Below are 19533 nucleotides of genomic sequence, written 5' to 3'. Positions count from 1 at the left end.
ACCACGCCGCAACCTTCGGAGGCCCGGGCCATGCAAGCCCGGGCCTTCAACGGTGTTTAACTCACACCTTGAAGTACTTCGCCTCCGGGTGGTGGAACACGAACGCGTCCGTGGATTGCTCGGGGTGCAGCATCAGCTCATCGCTAAGGACCACACCCATCCGCTCGGGCTTCAACAGCTCCGTCACCTTCCGGCGGTCTTCCATATCCGGGCAGGCGGGGTAGCCCAGCGAGAACCGTGCGCCGCGGTAATCCAGCTTGAAGTACCCGGCCTTGTCCTTCGGCTCCTCGGAGGCAAAGCCCAGTTCGGACCGGATCCGCGCATGCCAGAACTCCGCCAGCGCCTCGGTAAGCTGCATGACCAGCCCGTTGAGTTCGTAGTAGTCGCGGTATTGGTTGGCCGCGAACATCTTGGAGGTGAACTCCTCGATCTTCGCGCCCGCGGTCACCAACTGCACGGGCAGGACGTCGATCTGGCCGGATTCCCGGGATCGCACAAAGTCGGCGAGGCACAGGTGCCGGTCGCGGCGCTGGCGCGGGAAGTCGAAACGCAACCGCTCGGAGCCCACTGCACCGCCTGAGCCACCGTCGGGGGCAAGGAGGCCCGGGGTCCCGAGGACGCCGTCGGAGTCCTCTCCGTGGTGCAGCACCACTACCTGCTCGCCTTCGGCCACCACCGGGAAGTAGCCGTATGCCACCGAAGCATCCAGCATTCCTTCGCCGAGGATCCGGTCCAGCCAATACCGGAGGCGGGGACGCCCCTCAAGTTCCACCAGCTCGTCGTAGGAGGCGCCGTCCTCGCCCCGGCCCGGCTTCAGGCCCCACTGGCCCATGAACGTGGCACGCTCATCGAGCAACGCGGCGTAGTCGTGCAGGGCCACGCCGCGAACAATGCGCGTGCCCCAGAACGGCGGCGTCGGAACGGGGTTGTCCGCGACGACGTCGGACCGGCCGGGCATTGCCTCCGGTTCAGTCACCGTGAACTTCGCCCCGCCCTTGTGGATGCGCTTCTTCAACGGAGGAAGGCCCACCGAATCCGGGTCGGCGCCGCGGGCCACCTGCACCAGCGGCTCCATGAGCGAGAGTCCCTCAAACGCATCCTTGGCGTACCGGACAGTCCCTTCGAACTGCTCCGCCAGGTCCTGCTCAACATAAGCACGGGTCAACGCTGCGCCACCAAGGATGATGGGCCACTTCTTCGCAAGGCCACGCGACTGGAGCTCGGCGAGGTTCTCCTTCATCACCACGGTGGACTTCACCAGCAGCCCGGACATGCCGATCACGTCGGCGTCGTGCTCCTCAGCGGCGGCAATGATCTCGGCAATGCCTTGCTTGATACCGATGTTCACCACTTTGTAGCCGTTGTTGGTGAGGATGATGTCCACCAGGTTCTTGCCGATATCGTGCACATCGCCGCGGACCGTGGCGATCACCATGGTGCCCTTACCCGAGGAATCCGACTTCTCCATGTGCGGCTCCAACAGGGCAACCGCGTTCTTCATGACCTCGGCGGACTGAAGCACGAACGGCAACTGCATCTCACCGGCACCGAAGCGTTCGCCAACCACCTTCATGCCCTCAAGCAGTTGGTCGTTGATGATGCCCAGGGCCGTCATGCCTTCGCTGCGTGCCAGGTCCAGGTCCTCCTCGAGTCCCTTGCCCTCACCGTCGATAATGCGCCGCTGCAGGCGTTCGCCGGTGGGCAGGGCGGCAAGCTCCGCCGCGCGCTGGTCCTTAAGTGCTGCGCTGTCGACGCCCGCGAACAGGTCCAGCATGGTGGCCAGGGGATCGTACGTGACGTTTCCATCGGCGTCGTACTCGCGGCGGTCCCACACGAGATCAAGCGCAACCTTGCGCTGCTCTTCAGGCAGCGAGGCGAGAGGCACGATCTTCGCGGCGTCAATGATGCCGCTGGTGAGGCCGGCCTGTACGGCCTCGTGCAGGAACACCGAGTTGAGCACCATGCGCGCCGCCGGGTTCAGGCCAAAGGAGACGTTGGAGACGCCCAGCGTGGTCTGGATGCCCGGGTACTTGGTGGTGATTTGCCGAATGGCCTCGATGGTTTCGATGCCGTCGCGGCGGGTTTCCTCCTGGCCCGTGGCGATGGGGAAGGTCAGGGCGTCCACAATGATGTCTTCAACCCGCATGCCCCACTCAGCCACCAAGGAATCAACCAGGCGGGAAGCGATGGACACCTTGCCCTCGGTGGTCCGTGCCTGGCCCTGCTCGTCAATGGTCAAGGCGATCACGGCCGTACCGTGTTCCTTCACGAGGGGCATGATCCGGGCAAAGCGGCTCTCGGGGCCGTCGCCGTCCTCGTAGTTGACGGAGTTGACCACCGGGCGTCCGCCGATGAGCTCCAGCCCTGCCTTCAGAACCGGCGGTTCGGTGGAGTCAATGACCAAGGGGAGCGTGGACGCCGAAGCGAAGCGGGACACCACTTCCTGGATATCCGCTACGCCGTCCCGGCCAACGTAGTCGACGCATACGTCCAGCAAATGCGCACCGACGCGTACTTGCTCGCGTGCGATATCCACGCAGTCATCCCAGCGCTCTTCCAGCATGGCTTGGCGGAACGCCTTGGAGCCGTTGGCGTTGGTGCGCTCGCCGATGGCCAGGTACGCCGACTCCTGGTCGAAGGGCACGTGGTGGTACAGGGATGCGACGCCCGGTTCGCGTTCGCTGGGCACCCGCGCGGCGCCGTCGCCGTTCCCGGCCGCCGTGCCGGCGTCGGGGGCGTTGCTGATAGTGCGGAAGGGTTCAAGACGTTCGACGACGGCGGCCAGGTGCTCCGGCGTCGTACCGCAACAGCCGCCCACCAGGCCAAGGCCAAATTCACGCACGAACTGCTCGTGCGCTGTGGCGAGTTCCGCCGGGGAGAGCGGGTAATGCGCGCCGTTCGCCCCCAGGATCGGCAGGCCGGCGTTGGGCATGCAGGCGATAGCCACCGAGGACTGCTTGGACAGGTGCCGGAGGTGCTCGCTCATCTCGTCCGGGCCGGTGGCGCAGTTGAGGCCGATGGCGTCCACGCCCAGCGGCTCCAGCGCGGTCAGGGCAGCGCCGATTTCCGAACCCATCAGCATGGTGCCCGTGGTCTCGACCGTTACTTCGACGAAAATCGGGAGCCGGACACCACGGGAAACAATCGCCTGCTTGCAACCATTCACGGCAGCTTTGGTCTGCAGGAGGTCCTGGCTGGTTTCGATCAGGAATGCATCCGCGCCGCCGTCGATCAGGCCTTCCGCCTGCAACGCGAAGGTCTGCTTCAGGTAGTCGTAAGTGGTGTGGCCAAGGCTGGGGAGCTTGGTGCCCGGCCCCATGGAACCAAGGACCCAGCGCTCGCGGCCGTCCTTGGCCTCTGCTGCCTCGGCGCGCTCGCGGGCGATCAGGGCGCCTTTCCTGGCCAGTTCCTCGATGCGGTCATCAATGCCGTAGTCCGACAGGTTGGACCAGTTTGCGCCAAAGGTGTTGGTTTCCACTGCATCGATGCCCACTGCGAAGTAGGCGTCGTGGATGTCTCCGATGACATCCGGACGCGTGTCATTGAGGATTTCGTTGCAGCCTTCCAGGTTCTGGAAGTCGGTCTCCAGCGAAAGATCCCGGCCCTGCAGCATGGTGCCCATGGCGCCGTCGGCGATCACCACGCGGTGGTTCACCGCGTCCAGCAGCGACTGGGAACGGGCAGGGCGTGGGACAGCATCAATGTCGAGCGCAAAGCGGGCCATATGAACAGACTACGGGCGGGGGTCTGACGCACTGCGTCGTATTTCGGTGTGCTACGCCTTATGTGGGCTCATCGCATTTGAAGGGTGTAGCCGAGGTCTGAATCCGCCGGTCTCGAGGAGTGACCGGGCGATGTAGTTCGCAAGGTTCCGGAAGCCGAGGGCGGAGCCGCGGAGGTGTTCGAGCCTGCCGTTGAGTGCTTCCGTGGGGCCGTTGCTGGTGCCGGGCCGGTCGAAGTACGCGAGCACGTCCCCTGCACGGCGTTTCAGCGTCCGGCCCAGCGCAGCCCGCGCCGGGAGATCTTCGCCCTCGGCTGCGCGGCTTTGGAGATGTCCTGCCGCCACACCCGGCCGCACCCAGTGCACTTGTAGCGGCGGACCCGCACCAGCAGCGTCGTCGGCCGCCAGCCTAGCGGTTCGTGCGCGAGCGGCCGTGTGACCGTGTCGCGGGCGATGCCCTGGCCGCCACACGAATGGCACCAGTCATCCGGATCAACGGCACGGCATTCCAACACCGCACGGCCAGGGCGAGACGCTGCCCGGCAGCTTCGAGCCCAAGCTCATCGAGCCGGCAGAACGTAGTCAGGTCAGGAGGCAGGAAGGTAGCGTGGGACACGGCGAGGTCTTCCGGATGGGCAGTGTAGGAACTTCCATCATCGGAAGACCTCGACCTCTATCCGGCCACCGACGCGCCCACCCCCGCTACACCCTCAAATGCGATGAGCCCCTTATGTGGATAACGACGGCGGGTGGCTGGCGTCCACACCACCACGCTTATCCACATGGCTTCCAAGGAACCCGCCCTGACGGATTCGAAGGTTCCAGTCCGTCCGATTCCGGGGAGCCGTCCATCGCCGAACCTAGTGATAGCCAGAAGCCGGAGGGCGCTCCTGGTACTCAGGAACGAATGGCGTTTGCAGGATCCTTCCGGCTCGCCAGCCAAGCGGGATATATCGAACTGACGACTCCCGTTACTGCGCCAACAGAGAGGCCAATCCCCGTAAGTGTCGGCGGCAAGACAGGCGTCCAGCCGCTCGAAGCAGAAATCACCAGCGTGAACAGGGTTCCTATTGCGCCTCCAAGCAGGCCGCCAATAGAACCAACCATCAATCCTTCTAGTAAGAAGAGCCTAAAAATCAGACTGCGGCTGGCTCCTATGGCCCGTCGTAGCGCAATTTCTGAAGAGCGAGACTGGACAGTTAGGTACATGGCCGTTGCGGCACTGATCGCGGCCAAAAGGATGAGCACGATGGATAGGACAGCAATAAAGGTCCCAAGGTCATTCGCCACGTTTACCCTCAAGTCTTGTAAGTCTGCGACTGTCTGGACAGATACACTGCCAGGGCTAGCCGGTGAGAATGCAAATGGGACCGCTTTGGAAACGGTGGACGGGAATCCTTCCTCCGTCCTGACGACCAAGCTCAGCCTCATTTGATCGATTCCTGCTACGACTTCTGGGCTCACTATGACGGACACTTGCAGTTCAGGGGTTCGGTCGTCCGGCGAGAAGTATCCTACGACCTGAACTAACTGTCCGTTAATCCACAGGCTAATGCCAGCTGGTGGACCCCCTACGCCGCTCGTGTCAATTCCGAGTTCTTCCGCAGCCTCTTTGGAAACGATGGCGATTGATCCCGACTTCCCGCCATCCAGTAGGACTGATGCCCTCAATGGAGTCGTGTCAATTCCGACAACGTCAAAATATGATGAAGAAGACGTGGCTAAAGAGATAGCGCGATCTGGTTCGGTTTCCGTGGGTGACAATCGGGTGATCTTTGCCTCCGTGGGTGAGATCTCCCCCAAGAAAGCGACTCCGCGAACGTGCGGTAAATCGGATATTCGATCCATACCGAGATCTAATTGTTCTCGCTGATCGAATAGCTGACCTTCAGCATCCCCCAGGTTGACTTTCACCTCGTCTAATGCGGCACCCTTTATCGCACTAGACACTTGATTGGATGTTGTCTCGCTCAACGCAACCGAAGCCACAAGACCACCCACTCCAATTGCGAACGCAAGAACAAGCAGTAAACTCCTTAGGCCTCTGATAGCGAGCGATGAAATGGCATCGCCGGCGTCGTCGGCGGCGATTCTAAGCAGCGAACGCATGCTGCGGTCGTGGAGCGGTTCGGTTTGCAACGGTGATACCAATGAATGCGAATTCCTTGCTGAGCCTCCGGAATCGTAAACAATTTGACCGTCGAGTATTTCGATTTGCCTGTCCGCTGCAGCAGCAACTTGCGGGTCATGCGTGATGACCACGATGGTGGAACCCGTCGATTTGAGCATACGTAGGTGGCTGACTACCTTCGCGCTATTGACCGAATCGAGATTGCCGGTTGGCTCATCCGCCAAGATAATCTGTGGCCCGGTGGCGACGGCCCTTGCAATGGCAAGCCGCTGACGTTCCCCTCCAGAGAGAGTCTTAGCAGTCGCACCGACCCTATGGGCGAGTCCTAGTCTATCGATTGCATCCAAAGCTGCTTGGGTTCGGTCGTTCATGGAAACCGACTGTGTTCGCAAACCCATGGCGGCGTTACTCAGGACGCTGTCATCGCCGAGGATGTGTGATGCCTGGAATATGAACCCAATCGAGTGTGCTCGGATCCGGTTTCTCGACGATTCCGCTGTGGCTGTTGATTCCTGTCCGAAGAGCCAGTATTTCCCTGACGAAGGATGATCCAGTAGTCCGAGCACATTCATCAGCGTCGATTTTCCGGAACCTGATGGGCCGATGATGGCCACGAATTCTCCGGCCTCTATCTTGAGGGATAGCTTGTGAAGAGCTGGTTGGTCATTCCCTGGAAACGAACGTGAGATGCTCTCAAGGTGGATCGCTGGAATCAGCTCTTCGCTCATGAGATGAGCACTTCGTCGCCAAGTCCTATGTCACCGGCCACCGCAGCGTAGCCGCCCCCGGATTTCAGGATGCTCACGGGAGTTCTGACCGTCGTGGGCTGCTTTGCTCGTTTCTCAACGTAAATGCCCGACGCGTCCTGCCGTACGGCCGACAGTGGGACAGCGAGTTCCCTTGACGCGCCACCGTCGCTGAGAACTGTGAGGGTGAGATTTTCGGTGAGTAATGGGCCCACTGTTGCGTCCGTCGGAACCACCGTTACCGGACGCCCGGACTTCTGCCCGTCCTTGCCATCCTTGAACCCTTCGATGGCCGAGATTCTCCCTTTCGCATCTTTGGTCCCAATTCGCAGTGTGAGTTCTTGGCCAACGCTGAGAGCTGTAGCGTGCGTCACATCTGCGATGAATTCAACATAGTTCTCACTGATCCGAAGGTTCATCAGGGGAGAGTCTCCGTTCAGAGCGGCCCCCACAGGCAGCGAAGAGACTACTGTCCCTCCCGTACGGGGAATTGGAAGCAGTTGCAAGTAGGGAATGAATGCGTTCTTTCGTTTCTCTTCCGCTGGGAGAGCGCCCGGCGCGTGGGCTTCAGAGTCGCCTTCCCCTGACGTGGGCAACTCGAATCCATCGGATTGGAATAGTGCTGCAATTTGCGACATGAGCAGCCCATCAACAGTTGCGTTCTCGATGACCGGGTAACCGGCAGCATTCATCGATCGTTGGAGAGCCAGGACGTCGTCTCCAGAGTCTCCGGGGTAGAGGTTACGAAAGAGTGGGAGTGGCTCGGGCAACAAGAAATAGGGTTGTCCGGAAACTACACCCGCCAGAGATCCTCCCTGCGCCAGCGCCCCGACGTCGAGTCCTTGTCTTACGATAACCGCAGGTTCGATTGCGGATCGAGCAGGAACGGAAATCGTTGTGCCTGCCTTTACTACGGCAGCAAAACTCTGACGATCATCCACAACACGTTCCTCAACAGGGGACCAAACTGAAATTGGCGCAGCGCTCTGTTTGATCGTCGTCAAATCCGGTGCCTGAAAGTAGCGGCCGGCTATGAAGCCAGCCATCGATAGGAGTAAGACGACAAATACCGTGACTGCGACGCGAACCGGACGAGCAATCCTGTGCAATCGCGGACTGTGCTTTGTAGCGTTGGGAATCATTTACTGGTTGCTCAACACGAATTGCCTGGCAGTTGCAACGAGCTTGGCCTCTTCAGACTTGACCTCATTGAGCGCAGCCTGGTTTTTCGCTATGAGAGGTAGCTGATAGCTCGCCTGAATATCGCCGAGACGCTGAGTCATTCTTGCGCTCTGATTGCACTCTGCTTCAAGGGTGGCTACGCGGATGCTTTCCTCGTTGCTGGGAGGTGCCGAAGCATCCTTGCTGCTGCGAACAGCCAGGTCCAGCGCTTGCTTACTCGACCACTCTTGCTCGCCGGTTCTCGGCTCCAAGCCGCGGCCCCTCAGGCACGTCCACCACTCCTCCCGTACGTCCCTCCAAGCGGGATCCTTGGACGCCAGAGCGAGGCTTTGATGTTGAATCTTGTCGGCGATGCTTGGATTTACAGTCGGATCCGCTGGGCTGACTTCGGCAAGTCTGCCTGCCTCCTGCTGCACGCACTTATCACGGGCATCTCCCCAGCCGGGCGGTTTTGGTGCCACATTGTCTGATGTCGTGTCGACTCCTGGAATTGAAAAGCCGTACAGGCGGGTCCGCTCGACGTTCCAAATCCCGAAGTTCCGGTCTTCTGAGATGGAAGCGGCCCGTTCAGGGTCGGGCGCAAAGCCGCCTTTGGTCATGCATTGATTCAGGATTATTTCACGAGCTTCACTTACAACAGACCAGTCAGAATTCGAAATCTGATACTGCTCTACTGGGAATGTTATCAGAGATGCGTTGTAGTCTAGCTGTACGCGCGCGGATTTATCAGGGTTTACAGGTTCATCGGACAATGCACTTGTCCCAGCGCAGCCGGTGAGCATTGCTATGCAAGCGATTGTGGCTAACGGCCTCTGTTTTGATATTTGGATAAAGTTCATCTACTACTCCATTCACGTTGGCGTGACGCGACGGGCGTCGACGGGCCCTCGAACGTAAAGTCGACTAAAACTCGAGGGCCCGTCTGCTAAATCAACTAAGACCGCTTGTAGCTAGAAATTCGGTCATTCCAGTTGTAGCCCTGCCAGTCCTGGACGCTACGCAAGTCGTTGTAGTCGTTGTACGTGCGGAGACCGTCGCCACCGTAGTTCACGTCGTTGAACCAACTGATGGTGTAACCGTAGTTTTTGATGGAGGTCGCCCTATCATTCAGGCTTCCCACCCAGGTGGAATTGTCGGCGCCATAACTATCACCGGAGTAGTTCAGGCCATCGTGCAGTGTGGTCGCGCTGGCGGCCTGGCTGCCCACCAGCGTGCAGCCTGCGGCGATAGTTGCAGTCAATGCAACTCTTCTTAGAACTTTCATGTTTACCCCGATCCATGGTTAACGAAATTCAATGGCCTTAAGGCCAAGGAATAGAAGGGTTGCCTGTTGCTCCCTTCGATTTGTTAGTGTGCGGTGGACCGGAACGTGACGTCGGTCTCAGATTGTTTCTGACTTCACCGCTGTATGCCCCAAGGAACCCGTTGCCACCTGTGCGCCCTGATGGTTCGATGGGGATCATGGCAACCCCAAATACCGCAGAGAGTTATGTCTTGGCGATCGGGACCAAGAAGGGTCTGTGGCTGGCGACCAGCCCGGACCGCGTAGATTGGTCCTTCTCCGGCCCGCACTTCCTGATGAGTGAGATACCGAGCATCGGGATAGATACGCGGGACGGCAAAACACGGATCATGGTCGGCGTCCGCTCCGAACACTGGGGGCCCACCGTGGCGCACTCGGACGATCTGGGCGCGACGTGGACCGAACCAGAGCACGGCGCCATTAAGTTTCCGGACGGCACCGACGCCGCCTTGGAACGCATTTGGCAGATATATCCCGACGCCGACTCCCGCCCCGGCGTCGTCTGGGCAGGGTGCGAGCCGATTTCCGTGTGGAAATCCACCGACGGCGGCGAACACTTCGAGCTGAACCGCGGACTTTGGGACCACCCCCACCGCAGTGAGTGGGGTGCCGGCTACGGCGGTGCGGCGGCCCACTCGATCGTGGTGGATCCCAGCGGCGAACAAGTACACATCGCCATGAGCACGGGCGGCGTCTATACCTCGCTGGACGGCGGCACCTCCTGGGAGCCCCGGAACAAGGGAATCTCGGCCTACTTCATGCCCGATCCCAACCCGGAGTTCGGTCAGTGCGTGCACAAGATCGCGGCCGATGCCACGGTGGAGGGGCGGCTCTACGCCCAGAACCATCACGGCGTATACCGGACGGACGACAACGGGGAGAACTGGACCTCGATCGCGGAGGGCCTGCCCGCTGACTTCGGCTTCGTCATGCTGACGCACCCCCGCCGCGAGGGTACGGCCTGGGTCATTCCCCTGAAGGCGGACGGCGAACGTATCCCGCCGGACAGCAAACTGAGCGTCCACCGCACGGACGATGCCGGCGACTCCTGGACCGAGCTTCACGCCGGGCTCCCGGACCACGAATACAACGCAGTGCTGCGTGACGCCGCCGCCGTGGATACAGCCGAACCCGTCGGAGTGTATTTCGGAACCCGCGGCGGATCGGTCTATGCGAGCGCTGACGAGGGCGGCACCTTCACCGAGGTGATCTCGCACTTGCCGGACGTGCTCTGCGTGAGGGCCGCCGTCGTGGTTGGAAACCCGGCGGGCTTGGAAACGCCCTTGGCGGCAGCAGAAGCCAACGTCCTGGCGGAAGCGGCAGTGATCGTCGATGCAGCCGCCCAAGCGGACGGCAATCCTGAAAGTCCCACCAGCGACCCGGTACCCGGTTAGGACCAATGGTGGCTGACATAACGGTCGTGCTTCCCGGTGTCCTGCAGCCACTCGTCGGCGGACAGTCCTACCTGACTGCGTCCGCCGACGGGGCCGTGACCGTTGGACAGTTGCTGGACACTGTGACCGGTGAGTACCCGGTCCTTGCCCGGCGTTTGCGTGATGAAACCGGTGCACTCCGCCGTTTCGTGAATATTTACGTGAACGGTGACGAGGTCCGGCGGCTCAAGGGGCTTGATACGGAGGTAGCGGGCGGCCAGGAGGTGTTGATTATCCAATCCGTGGCCGGCGGCTGAACGGGCGCGGGGTGTGGCGCCAGGGTTCTGCTCTGGTGCTGGGTCGCTCAGGCGACGCGCCAAACACTGCATTCGTCGGTATTGATGGCTTTCCTCATCCCGGAGGCGTGGTCCATGATCCACACGACGCCGATTCCAGGGGCTGTTTCCTGGACCCGACCGCGGCGAATGACCACGTCATCGTAAGCGGGTCCAACGGACAGTCGGGCCTCGATTTCGTCTCCACGATGGAGCTGGCTGATAGCGCGAATACGTGTTGTTCGGGATTTGGCTTCCTTCAGCATGGTGTCCTCCTGGCTGGAGCTGGAACTGGTGCCTGCGCTTGCCGGCCATTCCAGTGTGGCGGGGCATTGTTGCCGCAGTATTTCCGCATGGTTAGGGCCCGGTAAGCATTGCGCGCTGCCCGGGTTTCCGGACACGCCCGACGCCGGGACCTGCCCGCGGCGGTAAGACGCGCCGACGGTTGGCCGCCTCTTCCGCAGGCCCGCAAGCCTGCCGCTGTACCCTGATGTCGGTTCTTGAGACTCACGGGAACCAAAGGCTCCATCTCTGGGAGATTTTTGATGGGTTTCTTGCAGCGGTCAATTGCCGTGTCCACCGGCCTGCTGGTTTTCGCCTCCAGCCTCATTTTTGCCCAAGCCCCGGCAACGGCCGTTCCGCTGCCCTCGCCGGACAATCCGAACGTGAAGTTCGTCGAGGGCACGCCCCATTCGGACCACGTGTTTGAGACGCCGTTGGGCGGTGCCCCCCAAAGCGGTGCCCCCCAAAGCGGTGACACCCGGTCCAGCGACCCGCGCGCAGGTGCGCAGGCCGCACAAGGACCTTCCGACGTCGAAGCCCTCCTGCGGGACGGCGTGGCCGCCACGGGTCCCAGCGGCGATATCCGCGTCCGTCTGGTAACGGCGAAGCTGGCGGACAATTCGAACACCGTTTCCATGGCCGGTGCCGAGCAGGTGGTGGCCTCGACCAGCAGTTACTGGAAGGCGATGACCAACAATCGCTTGTCGATGACCGTGGACAGCAAGGTGTCCGGATTCCAGTCCAAGGCGCGGTCCACTGACCACTACAGCGTCATCATGTCCACCATCACCAGCGAGTTGAAGTGGCAGGCCAGCCCGTACACCGCGCTGGTGATCTTCATTCCCTCATCCACCCTGTCCGGCAACGCGCTCGGCGCCGGCTACAGCAGCGGCAGCTACAGCGGCAGGGTCCTGTTGCCGCAGCTGAGCAGCTTCTCCAACAACGTGATGAGCCACGAGTTCGGCCACGTCATCGGTTTGATGCACGCCGATGCGCTGCAGTGCGGCAGCGGCGTTCCAGATGTGGGAACGGACAGCAGCGGCAGGTTCACCGATCCTTCCTGCTACATCCGCGAATACGGCGACACCACGGACATCATGGGCGCGGCGCAGTACAACCAGCCTGTGATCAGCTCGTCGTTCTGGGACTATGCGGGGCTCGGCCGGGGCGATGAAATCCGCGACGTCGGAGTCGCGGGTGGTGTGAAGAGCTACACCCTCAAACCGTGGGGCGGAACCGACGCCCAGCGTGCCATCAAATTCACCGACCCCGTCAGCAAAGAGGTGTACTACCTCGAACTTCGGCAACCGGTGGGTTATGACTCGTATTTGAAGAACCCGGGCCAAGAGGGCAACAAGGGCGTCAAGATTGTCCAACGCGGCGGGGCGACCATTGCGTCGTCGCTGATCCTCATGCCGTCAACGGTTCCGTTCACCGAGCCCTGGTACGCCAAGAACCACTCGTGGCCGGCGGGCAGGACCTTCACCACCCATACCGGCACCCAGGTGACCATCGATTCCGTTTCTGCCACGTCGGCAACGGTCACCATCAACGCCGATCCGAAGCTCAAGACGCGTATGCGGTTCTCGGCCGGCGACTTCGACGGCGACAAGCTCGCCGATGTCATCTCCCGAGAGGCCGACGGTTCCCTCTTGCTGTTCCGCGGCCTGCCGGGGAACCGGCTCGCCGATCCTGTCCAGATCGGTTCCGGTTGGGGCATTTTCAACGCGGTTTTCGGCACTGCGGACTTCAACGGTGACGGTTTCGCTGACGTCCTCGCCCGGACCAGCGACGGCGGGCTCTGGCTCTACCCGGGCAACGGAAAGGGCGGCTTCCTCTCCCGGAGCCAAGTGGGATTCGGCTGGCAAGGATTCACCCAGCTGGTAGCACCGGGTGATTTCTCCGGGGACGGCCGCGCCGACGTTATCGCCTCCAGCCCGGACGGGCGTCTCTGGTTGTACCCGGGGGACGGTTTCGGCGGATTCCAAAGCCAGGTGCTGCTGGGCCAGGGCTGGGATGTCTTCAACACTCTCGCGCCGGCGGGTTCATTCGGCGGCGGATCGGCAGGGCTTCTTGCCCGCGCCGGCGACGGTACCCTCTATGTCTACCCCGGCAACGGCAAGGGTGGCTTCTTGCCGCGTGCCGCCGTCGGAAGTGGTTGGAACAGCGCGGGCGACCTGATCGGTGGCGAGGACCTGACAAGGGACAAGTCCGACGACGTGCTGGCCGCGGCCGCGGGCGGCGCCATGACGATCTACCCGGGTGACGGCAGCGGCTTCGCCGATCGTCTGGCGATCGGCACCGGTTGGACCGCCTTCGACCAGGTGTGGGAAGCGGGCGACTTCAACGGCGACCGCGTGGCGGACGTCCTGGCGCGGAGCAAGGACGGCGCGCTGTGGCTCTATCCGGGCAACGGTTCAGGCGCTTTCCTGCCGCGGGTGCAGGTGGGGTCGGGCTGGAACATGTTCAACACCATCCTCAGTGCCGGAGATTTCGACGGCGATTCACGGCCGGATTTGGTGGGCCGGGCCCCTGACGGGACGCTCTGGCTCTACCCGACCGATGGCAAGGGGAAGTTCCTTGCCCGTCGGCAGATCGGGATGGGCTGGCAGGGTTTCACGCAGCTGCTGGCGCCGGGCGACTTCTCCGGTGACGGTAAAGCCGACATCGTTGGGCAGACTGCGGACGGCGTGTTGTGGCTCTATCCGGGTGACGGCGCCGGTGGTTTCCTTGCGCGGAAGCAGATCGGCACCGGATGGAACATGTTCAACCTGGTCCTCCAGGCAGGGGACTTCAACGGCGACGGCCGCGAAGACCTGCTGGGCCGTGCTTCCGACGGGGGGTTGTGGCTCTACCCGGGCAACGGTTCGGGTGGCTTCCTTTCCCGAATGAACCTGGGATCCGGCTGGAACATGTTCTCCAGCATCGCCGCTCTGGGCAATGGCTTCACGGGTACCGGCAACCCGTCGGTGGTTGGAGTAGCCGGCGACGGAACTTTGCTCCTGTACGCCGGGACCGGTGGGGGTAAGTTCCAGCCGGTGAAACTGAATCCCCTGTAGGAGTACACAGAAAACGTTCGCCTCCCGGTTCTTCGTGAACCGGGAGGCGAACGTTTTTTTGGGGCGGTCTACTTGCGCAGGCCCAGTTCCGCGGTTGGTACCTTCGCTGATTCGCGGGCAGTCAGGGCGGAGACTGCGGCAATGGCACAAATGATTCCGCTGAAGATGGAGATCTGTACCCAGCCGCCGGCCTTGGTGCCGCCCATGGCCGTGACGATTGCCGGGGCGAAACCTGCCATGAGGAAGCCGAGCTGCGTGCCGATGGCCAAGCCGGAGAACCGAACCTTGGTGCTGAACATTTCACCGTAGAAGGACGGCCAAACGGCGTTCGCAGCGGCGTAACCGAATGAGAAGAAGACGACTGACACCAGGAACATCAGGGGGACGTTTCCGGATTCGAGCGTCAGAAGGAAAACGGGAGTCATGATGGCACTGGCAATAGCGCCGTAGATGAAGACGGGCTTCCGGCCAATCTTGTCAGCCAGGGTGCCGAAGAGCGGCTGCGTACCCAGGGCAACGACGTTGGCTACCACCACGAGCCACAGCGTGATGGTGCTGCTTACATGGGCCACATCCTGTGCGTACTTGATGGCCAGGGTGCCGAACACGGTGCTCACCGCAGCGATGAACGCGCAGCACACAACGCGCAGGACGTCGCGCCAGTGCAGCTTCAGGAGGTCGGCGACGGGAAGCTTGGCGATCTGGTTGTGCTTCTTGGCTTCTGCGAAGGCCGGGGGCTCGTGCAGGGTGCGGCGGATGAAGTAGGCCACGATCACAACAACCGCGCTGAGCCAGAACGGGATGCGCCAGCCGATGCCGTACTTGATCTCGTCCGGGAGGGCCACCACGGGGATGAAGACGAGGGCGGCAAGGATCTGACCGCCCTGGGTGCCCGTGAGGGTCCAGGAGGTGAAGAAGGAACGCCGGTTGTCCGGAGCGTGCTCAAGGGTCATCGACGAAGCGCCGGCTTGCTCGCCTGCGGCCGAAAGGCCTTGGGCCAGCCGTGCCAGCACCAGCAGGACCGGGGCCCACCAGCCGATGGTCTTGAAGTCAGGAAGGCATCCGATCACGAAGGTTGCGGCACCCATAAGCACCAGGGTGAACATGAGGACTTTCTGACGGCCGATCCTGTCCCCGAAGTGGCCCAGGATGATCGCTCCCACCGGGCGGGCAACGTAAGCGAAGCCGAAGGTGGCGAAAGACATGATGGCTGCGTTGGCGTCGGCGTCCGGGAAGAACACATGCGGGAAGATCAGCGCCGCTGCCGAACCGAAGATAAAGAAGTCGTAGTACTCCACCGCGCTGCCAAGGAAGCTGGCGAGGGCCGCTTTCTTGGGAGTGCCGGTGGTGGTTTCAGTGCCGGGCGTCGCTGACGGCATTGTTTGGCTCATGGGAGTTCCTTCTGTGACGACGATGTCGCGGATCAAGCTTCTGCGGGAGATCAAGGGCTAGGTGCGGCCGGATCGTCCCAAAAGTAACCACATGGTGAGAGCTACTTGTGCAATACAGCAATACTGGCTGTGAGAGCGGTCACTTGTCAAGAGATGTCGCCACTATCTAGAAATAGCTCTCACCATATGAAAGCATCGGACTATGAATGTGAAAGAGGGCACAAAAACGGACATGGTGGGCAAGGCGCTGAGCCTGCTTGTTCTGCTGGGTGACGAGCCGAAGGGGGCGAGCGCCGCAGATCTGGCCAGGGCGGCCGAGTTGCCGTTCAGCACCACGTATCGACTGCTGGGTTCGCTTACCCGGGACGGCTTCGTGGATTACGAGCCGGACGGCCGGCGCTACCATCTTGGACTGCGCGTGTTCCAGCTGGGGCAGCGCGTTTCCAACCACCATGGCTTCGCGGCCACGGCGCTCCCGGTCCTGCAGCGGGTCACCGAACGCACCCATGAGGCCACTATCCTCTCGGTTCGCGATGGAGACCACCACTTGACGGTCAATAAGGTGGACGGGCCCAAGACTTTCCGCGTAACCAGTGACCCCGGGCATCTCGGCGCGCTGCACACCACCTCCGTGGGCAAGGCGATCGTCGCCTTCGAGGAGGAGGTCGAGCGGAAGCGGCTCCTGGAAGAACTTCCCTTGGATCCGCTGACGGAACACTCCATCACGGACCGCGACAAATTCCGCGAGGAGATCGAGCAGGTCCGGCGCCAGGGCTACGCGGTCATGGATGAAGAGAACGAGATCGGCATGCGCGCAGTCGCAGTCCCCGTCCTCAACGCCCAGGGCAACGCATTCGCTTCCGTGGCCGTCGCTGTGCCGGTCTTCCGAATGACCATGGAGGAGCTGGTTTCACACGTCCCTACCTTGCAGGAGGCCGCAGCCGAGCTGGCGGCCCGCCTACCCCAGCGCTAAGCCACCCCACCCCGCCCATGCCAACCCCACCGACCCCACCCACCTACCCCCACCCAGCTAGGCCGCATTGGTGCGCGTTTTGACCCCTCTAAACGCGCTTAACTGCGACCTAGTTGGGTGCGCACGCTGGAAATGTTCGCCATAAGAACATGCGTGCGGAATATGAACATTTGTAGTAATCTCGATATCACCCGGCTCCGTGGACCCAGAAAATCCAAAGTCCGCGGTGCCGAAGTAAAAGGAGCTTGAGGATGAGCAACCGAGCCGAATCCGTTTTGGTGGGCCTGATAGGCGAAGGCGTCATGCCGTCGCTGACTCCGCCCATGCATGAACGCGAGGCCGATGTGCAGGGCCTTCGCTTGCTGTACCGCCCCATCGACCTTCTGGATCTCGCGTTGCCGGCAACCGCCGTCGGGGATCTCCTCACAGCCGCCGGCCGCATGGGCTTCAACGGCCTCAACATCACGCACCCGTGCAAGCAGCTGGTGCTGCAGCACCTTGATGAAGTGTCCGACGACGCCGATCGCTTGGGTGCCGTCAACACCGTCCTGATCCGGGACGGCCGCTTCATCGGCCACAACACGGACTTCTCCGGCTTCGGTTCGGCGCTCACCGACGGACTGCCGGCAGCGAAGCTGGACCGCGTCGTCCAGTTGGGCGCGGGAGGTGCCGGGTCCGCCGTCGCCTATGCACTCCTCAAAGCCGGCGTCAAGCATCTGGACCTTGTGGACATGGACGCCAACCGCGCGGCCGAGCGTGCCACTGAGCTCAGCGGACTTTTCCCGGTCGCAAATGTCACCGCGCACACGCCGGCCGACCTGAAAAACATCATGCCCCTCGCCGACGGCCTGGTCCACTGCACCCCGATCGGCATGGCAGCCCATCCCGGACTGCCGCTCGACATCGAGCTGCTGGAACCCCGCCACTGGGTGGCGGACATCGTCTATCGCCCTATCGAAACGCAGCTGGTCCGCGAAGCGCGCGCCAAGGGTTGCGACGTGCTCGACGGCGGCCGGATGGCAGTCGGCCAGGCGGCGGACGCTTTCAAGCTCTTCACCGGCAAAGACGCCGACCGCGACCGCATGCGTGAACACTTCCTTGAGCTCATCGCCACCGAAGAATCGGCACTCGTGAAGGCGGCCCACTGATGCGCACCGGGATCGCCACCGTCTGCCTGTCCGGCACCCTGAAAGAGAAGATGCAGGCCTGCGCCATTGCGGGCTTCGACGGCATCGAGATCTTTGAGCAGGACCTGGTCACGTCGCCGCTCAGTCCTGAAGATATCCGCAAGATGGCCGCCGACCTCGGCTTGGGCCTGGACCTCTACCAGCCTTTCCGCGATTTCGACGGCGTCACTCCGGACCTGCTGAAAGCCAACCTCAAGCGGGCCGAGGCCAAGTTCAAGCTCATGGCGCGCCTGGGCATGGACACCATCCTGGTCTGCTCCAACGTGGCTACGGCCACGATCGACGATGACCAACTGCGGGCAGAGCAGCTCGCACTGCTTGCCGCACTGGCGGGAGACCACGGCGTCAAGGTGGCCTACGAGGCCCTGGCATGGGGCAAGCACGTCAACGACTACGAGCACGCCTACCGCCTGGTGGAGGCAGTGGACCACCCCAACCTGGGCACGTGCCTGGACTCGTTCCACATCCTTTCCCGCGATTGGGACACCGCGCCCATCGAGGACATCAACGCGGACAAGATCTTCTTTGTCCAGGTGGCCGACGCCCCCAAGCTCTCCATGGACGTGCTGTCCTGGAGCCGCCACTACCGGGTTTTCCCCGGGGAGGGCCAGTTCGAACTCGCCAAGTTCATGGGCCACGTGGTCCGGGCAGGCTACACGGGACCGGTGTCCCTGGAGGTGTTCAATGACGTGTTCCGCCAGTCGGACGTGGAGCGCACGGCCGTGGATGCCATGCGCTCACTCATCTGGCTGGAGGAACAGAGCGCCAAGTGGCTGGCGGGCACCTCCGCAGAAACCGCCGCCGCCGGGACATCCGAACAAAAAGCCGCCGGCCGCCGTCGTTATCCCATGGAACTGGCCACCCTGCCCAAGGTGAACGAGCCCGCCGGGTTCAACTTCGCCGAGGTCAAGGCCGACGACACCGCGCAGCTGGAAAAACTCCTGGGCCAGCTTGGCTTCGAGTTCGAGGGCCGGCACCGCACCAAGGACGTCCAACTCTGGACCATGGGCCAGGCCCGCGTGATCATCAACGAACAAGCGGCCTTGCACACGGAACCGGCTATCGCCGCTTTGGGGTTCGACGTCGACTCCCCAGTGATTGCCTCCGCCCGCGCCCAGCAACTCAAGGCGCCAGTGGTGTCCCGCAAGGTCCAGGCAGACGAAGAAGTATTCCAAGGCATCTCCGCCCCGGACTCCACCGAGATCTTCCTCTGCCAAGGCAGCCCAGACGGCACAGCGGCGTGGACGCAGGAATTCGGCGAAGGGCTGGAGCACCCGCGGGCAGCCCAAACAGCAGTCATTGACCACGTAAACCTCGCACAGCCCTGGCAACACTTCGACGAAGCCGTCCTCTTCTACACCAGCGCCCTCGCCCTGGAACCGCAGCCGTTCGCCGAGGTACCCAGCCCCAGCGGCTTGGTGCGCTCGCAGGTAATGCAGGCCAGCAACGGCGCGGTCCGGCTGGTGCTGAACCTGGCGCCCGTGCAGCAGGCGTCAGCGCCAAAGACTTACCAGGAACACATCGCCTTCGCCGTGGATGACCTTGTGGCAACAGCCCGGTCAGCACGGGAACGCGGCCTTGAGTTCCTGCAGATTCCGGCCAACTACTACGAGGACCTGGACGCGCGGTTCGATCTTGAACCGGGTTTCCTGGCCACCCTCAAGGAGCTCAACCTCCTGTATGACCGGGACGCCAACGGTGAATTCCTCCACTTCTACACCGCCACCGTGGGCAGCGTGTTCTTCGAAATGGTGGAGCGCCGGGGCAACTACGACGGTTACGGAGCCCCGAACGCACCAGTCCGCCACGCCGTCCAATACGACTCACTCCACCGGGCATAGCTGCCTGCA

General features: G+C 62.2%; 13 protein-coding genes and 2 pseudogenes. 6 read left to right on the top strand and 9 right to left on the bottom strand.

Features of this window, described 5'->3' with window-relative positions; translation table 11 throughout:
* Positions 1-61: 61 nt before the first annotated feature.
* The 7 genes and pseudogenes from metH to QN084_RS09740 all read right to left on the bottom strand — a co-directional run bounded on the left by metH (position 62) and on the right by QN084_RS09740 (position 9020).
* A complete protein-coding gene (metH, locus tag QN084_RS09765) occupies positions 62-3724 on the bottom strand; it encodes a methionine synthase (protein WP_069696381.1) in 3663 nt (1220 codons plus the stop codon).
* Positions 3725-3775: 51 nt separating this feature from the next.
* A pseudogene (locus QN084_RS24185) lies at positions 3776-4003 on the bottom strand (transposase); the annotation flags it as partial.
* Positions 3997-4337, bottom strand: a pseudogene (locus QN084_RS24180) (ISL3 family transposase); the annotation flags it as partial. The pseudogenes QN084_RS24180 and QN084_RS24185, both read right to left, overlap by 7 nt.
* A gap of 281 nt (positions 4338-4618) precedes the next feature.
* Positions 4619-6580 (bottom strand): ABC transporter ATP-binding protein/permease, encoded by a 1962-nt coding sequence (locus tag QN084_RS09755; protein WP_069696383.1) that lies wholly within the window; start codon positions 6578-6580, stop codon positions 4619-4621.
* Entirely contained in the window at positions 6577-7539 is a 963-nt protein-coding gene (locus QN084_RS09750) for an RND family efflux transporter (protein ID WP_139128022.1), read from the bottom strand. Before QN084_RS09750 ends, QN084_RS09755 begins: the two co-directional genes overlap by 4 nt.
* A gap of 201 nt (positions 7540-7740) precedes the next feature.
* Positions 7741-8619, bottom strand: coding sequence for a hypothetical protein (locus tag QN084_RS09745; protein ID WP_139126894.1), 879 nt, complete (start codon positions 8617-8619; stop codon positions 7741-7743).
* A 95-nt stretch (positions 8620-8714) separates the two neighbouring features.
* Positions 8715-9020, bottom strand: coding sequence for a hypothetical protein (locus QN084_RS09740; protein ID WP_021474494.1), 306 nt, complete (start codon positions 9018-9020; stop codon positions 8715-8717).
* A 212-nt stretch (positions 9021-9232) separates the two neighbouring features.
* Here QN084_RS09740 and QN084_RS09735 point away from each other — a divergent pair, with 212 nt between their 5' ends.
* Both QN084_RS09735 and QN084_RS09730 read left to right on the top strand, forming a co-directional pair.
* The gene (locus tag QN084_RS09735) at positions 9233-10477 is read left to right on the top strand and encodes a WD40/YVTN/BNR-like repeat-containing protein (protein WP_259362744.1); all 1245 of its coding nucleotides are present in this window, start codon (positions 9233-9235) and stop codon (positions 10475-10477) included.
* 8 nt (positions 10478-10485) lie between these two features.
* Positions 10486-10773: a MoaD/ThiS family protein gene (locus QN084_RS09730; RefSeq protein WP_031217229.1), complete on the top strand. Its 288-nt coding sequence runs from the start codon at positions 10486-10488 to the stop codon at positions 10771-10773.
* Positions 10774-10820: 47 nt separating this feature from the next.
* On the opposite strand, the gene QN084_RS09725 is transcribed toward QN084_RS09730, so the two are convergent.
* Positions 10821-11057 carry a hypothetical protein gene (locus tag QN084_RS09725; protein ID WP_062098596.1) on the bottom strand — a complete coding sequence of 79 codons (237 nt, stop codon included), beginning with the start codon at positions 11055-11057 and terminating at the stop codon, positions 10821-10823.
* Positions 11058-11336: 279 nt separating this feature from the next.
* On the opposite strand from QN084_RS09725, the gene QN084_RS09720 reads away from it, so the two are divergent.
* Positions 11337-14132, top strand: coding sequence for an FG-GAP repeat domain-containing protein (locus QN084_RS09720; RefSeq protein ID WP_069696384.1), 2796 nt, complete (start codon positions 11337-11339; stop codon positions 14130-14132).
* Positions 14133-14200: 68 nt separating this feature from the next.
* On the opposite strand, the gene QN084_RS09715 is transcribed toward QN084_RS09720, so the two are convergent.
* Positions 14201-15523 carry an MFS transporter gene (locus QN084_RS09715; protein ID WP_069696385.1) on the bottom strand — a complete coding sequence of 441 codons (1323 nt, stop codon included), beginning with the start codon at positions 15521-15523 and terminating at the stop codon, positions 14201-14203.
* A gap of 202 nt (positions 15524-15725) precedes the next feature.
* Here QN084_RS09715 and QN084_RS09710 point away from each other — a divergent pair, with 202 nt between their 5' ends.
* The 3 genes from QN084_RS09710 to QN084_RS09700 all read left to right on the top strand — a co-directional run bounded on the left by QN084_RS09710 (position 15726) and on the right by QN084_RS09700 (position 19524).
* Positions 15726-16496, top strand: a complete 771-nt coding sequence (locus QN084_RS09710) for an IclR family transcriptional regulator (protein ID WP_062098593.1) — start codon at positions 15726-15728, stop codon at positions 16494-16496.
* Positions 16497-16747: 251 nt separating this feature from the next.
* Positions 16748-17644: a shikimate dehydrogenase gene (locus tag QN084_RS09705; RefSeq protein ID WP_069696386.1), complete on the top strand. Its 897-nt coding sequence runs from the start codon at positions 16748-16750 to the stop codon at positions 17642-17644.
* Positions 17644-19524: a bifunctional sugar phosphate isomerase/epimerase/4-hydroxyphenylpyruvate dioxygenase family protein gene (locus QN084_RS09700; protein ID WP_069696387.1), complete on the top strand. Its 1881-nt coding sequence runs from the start codon at positions 17644-17646 to the stop codon at positions 19522-19524. The genes QN084_RS09705 and QN084_RS09700 overlap by 1 nt, the downstream gene beginning before the upstream one ends.
* Positions 19525-19533: the final 9 nt, after the last annotated feature.

Source organism: Paenarthrobacter sp. R1 (assembly GCF_030264015.1).
Lineage (GTDB): Bacteria > Actinomycetota > Actinomycetes > Actinomycetales > Micrococcaceae > Arthrobacter > Arthrobacter ureafaciens.
Note: the sequence above shows the minus strand (reverse complement) of the source record. Positions and strands in the feature narration are given on the sequence as shown.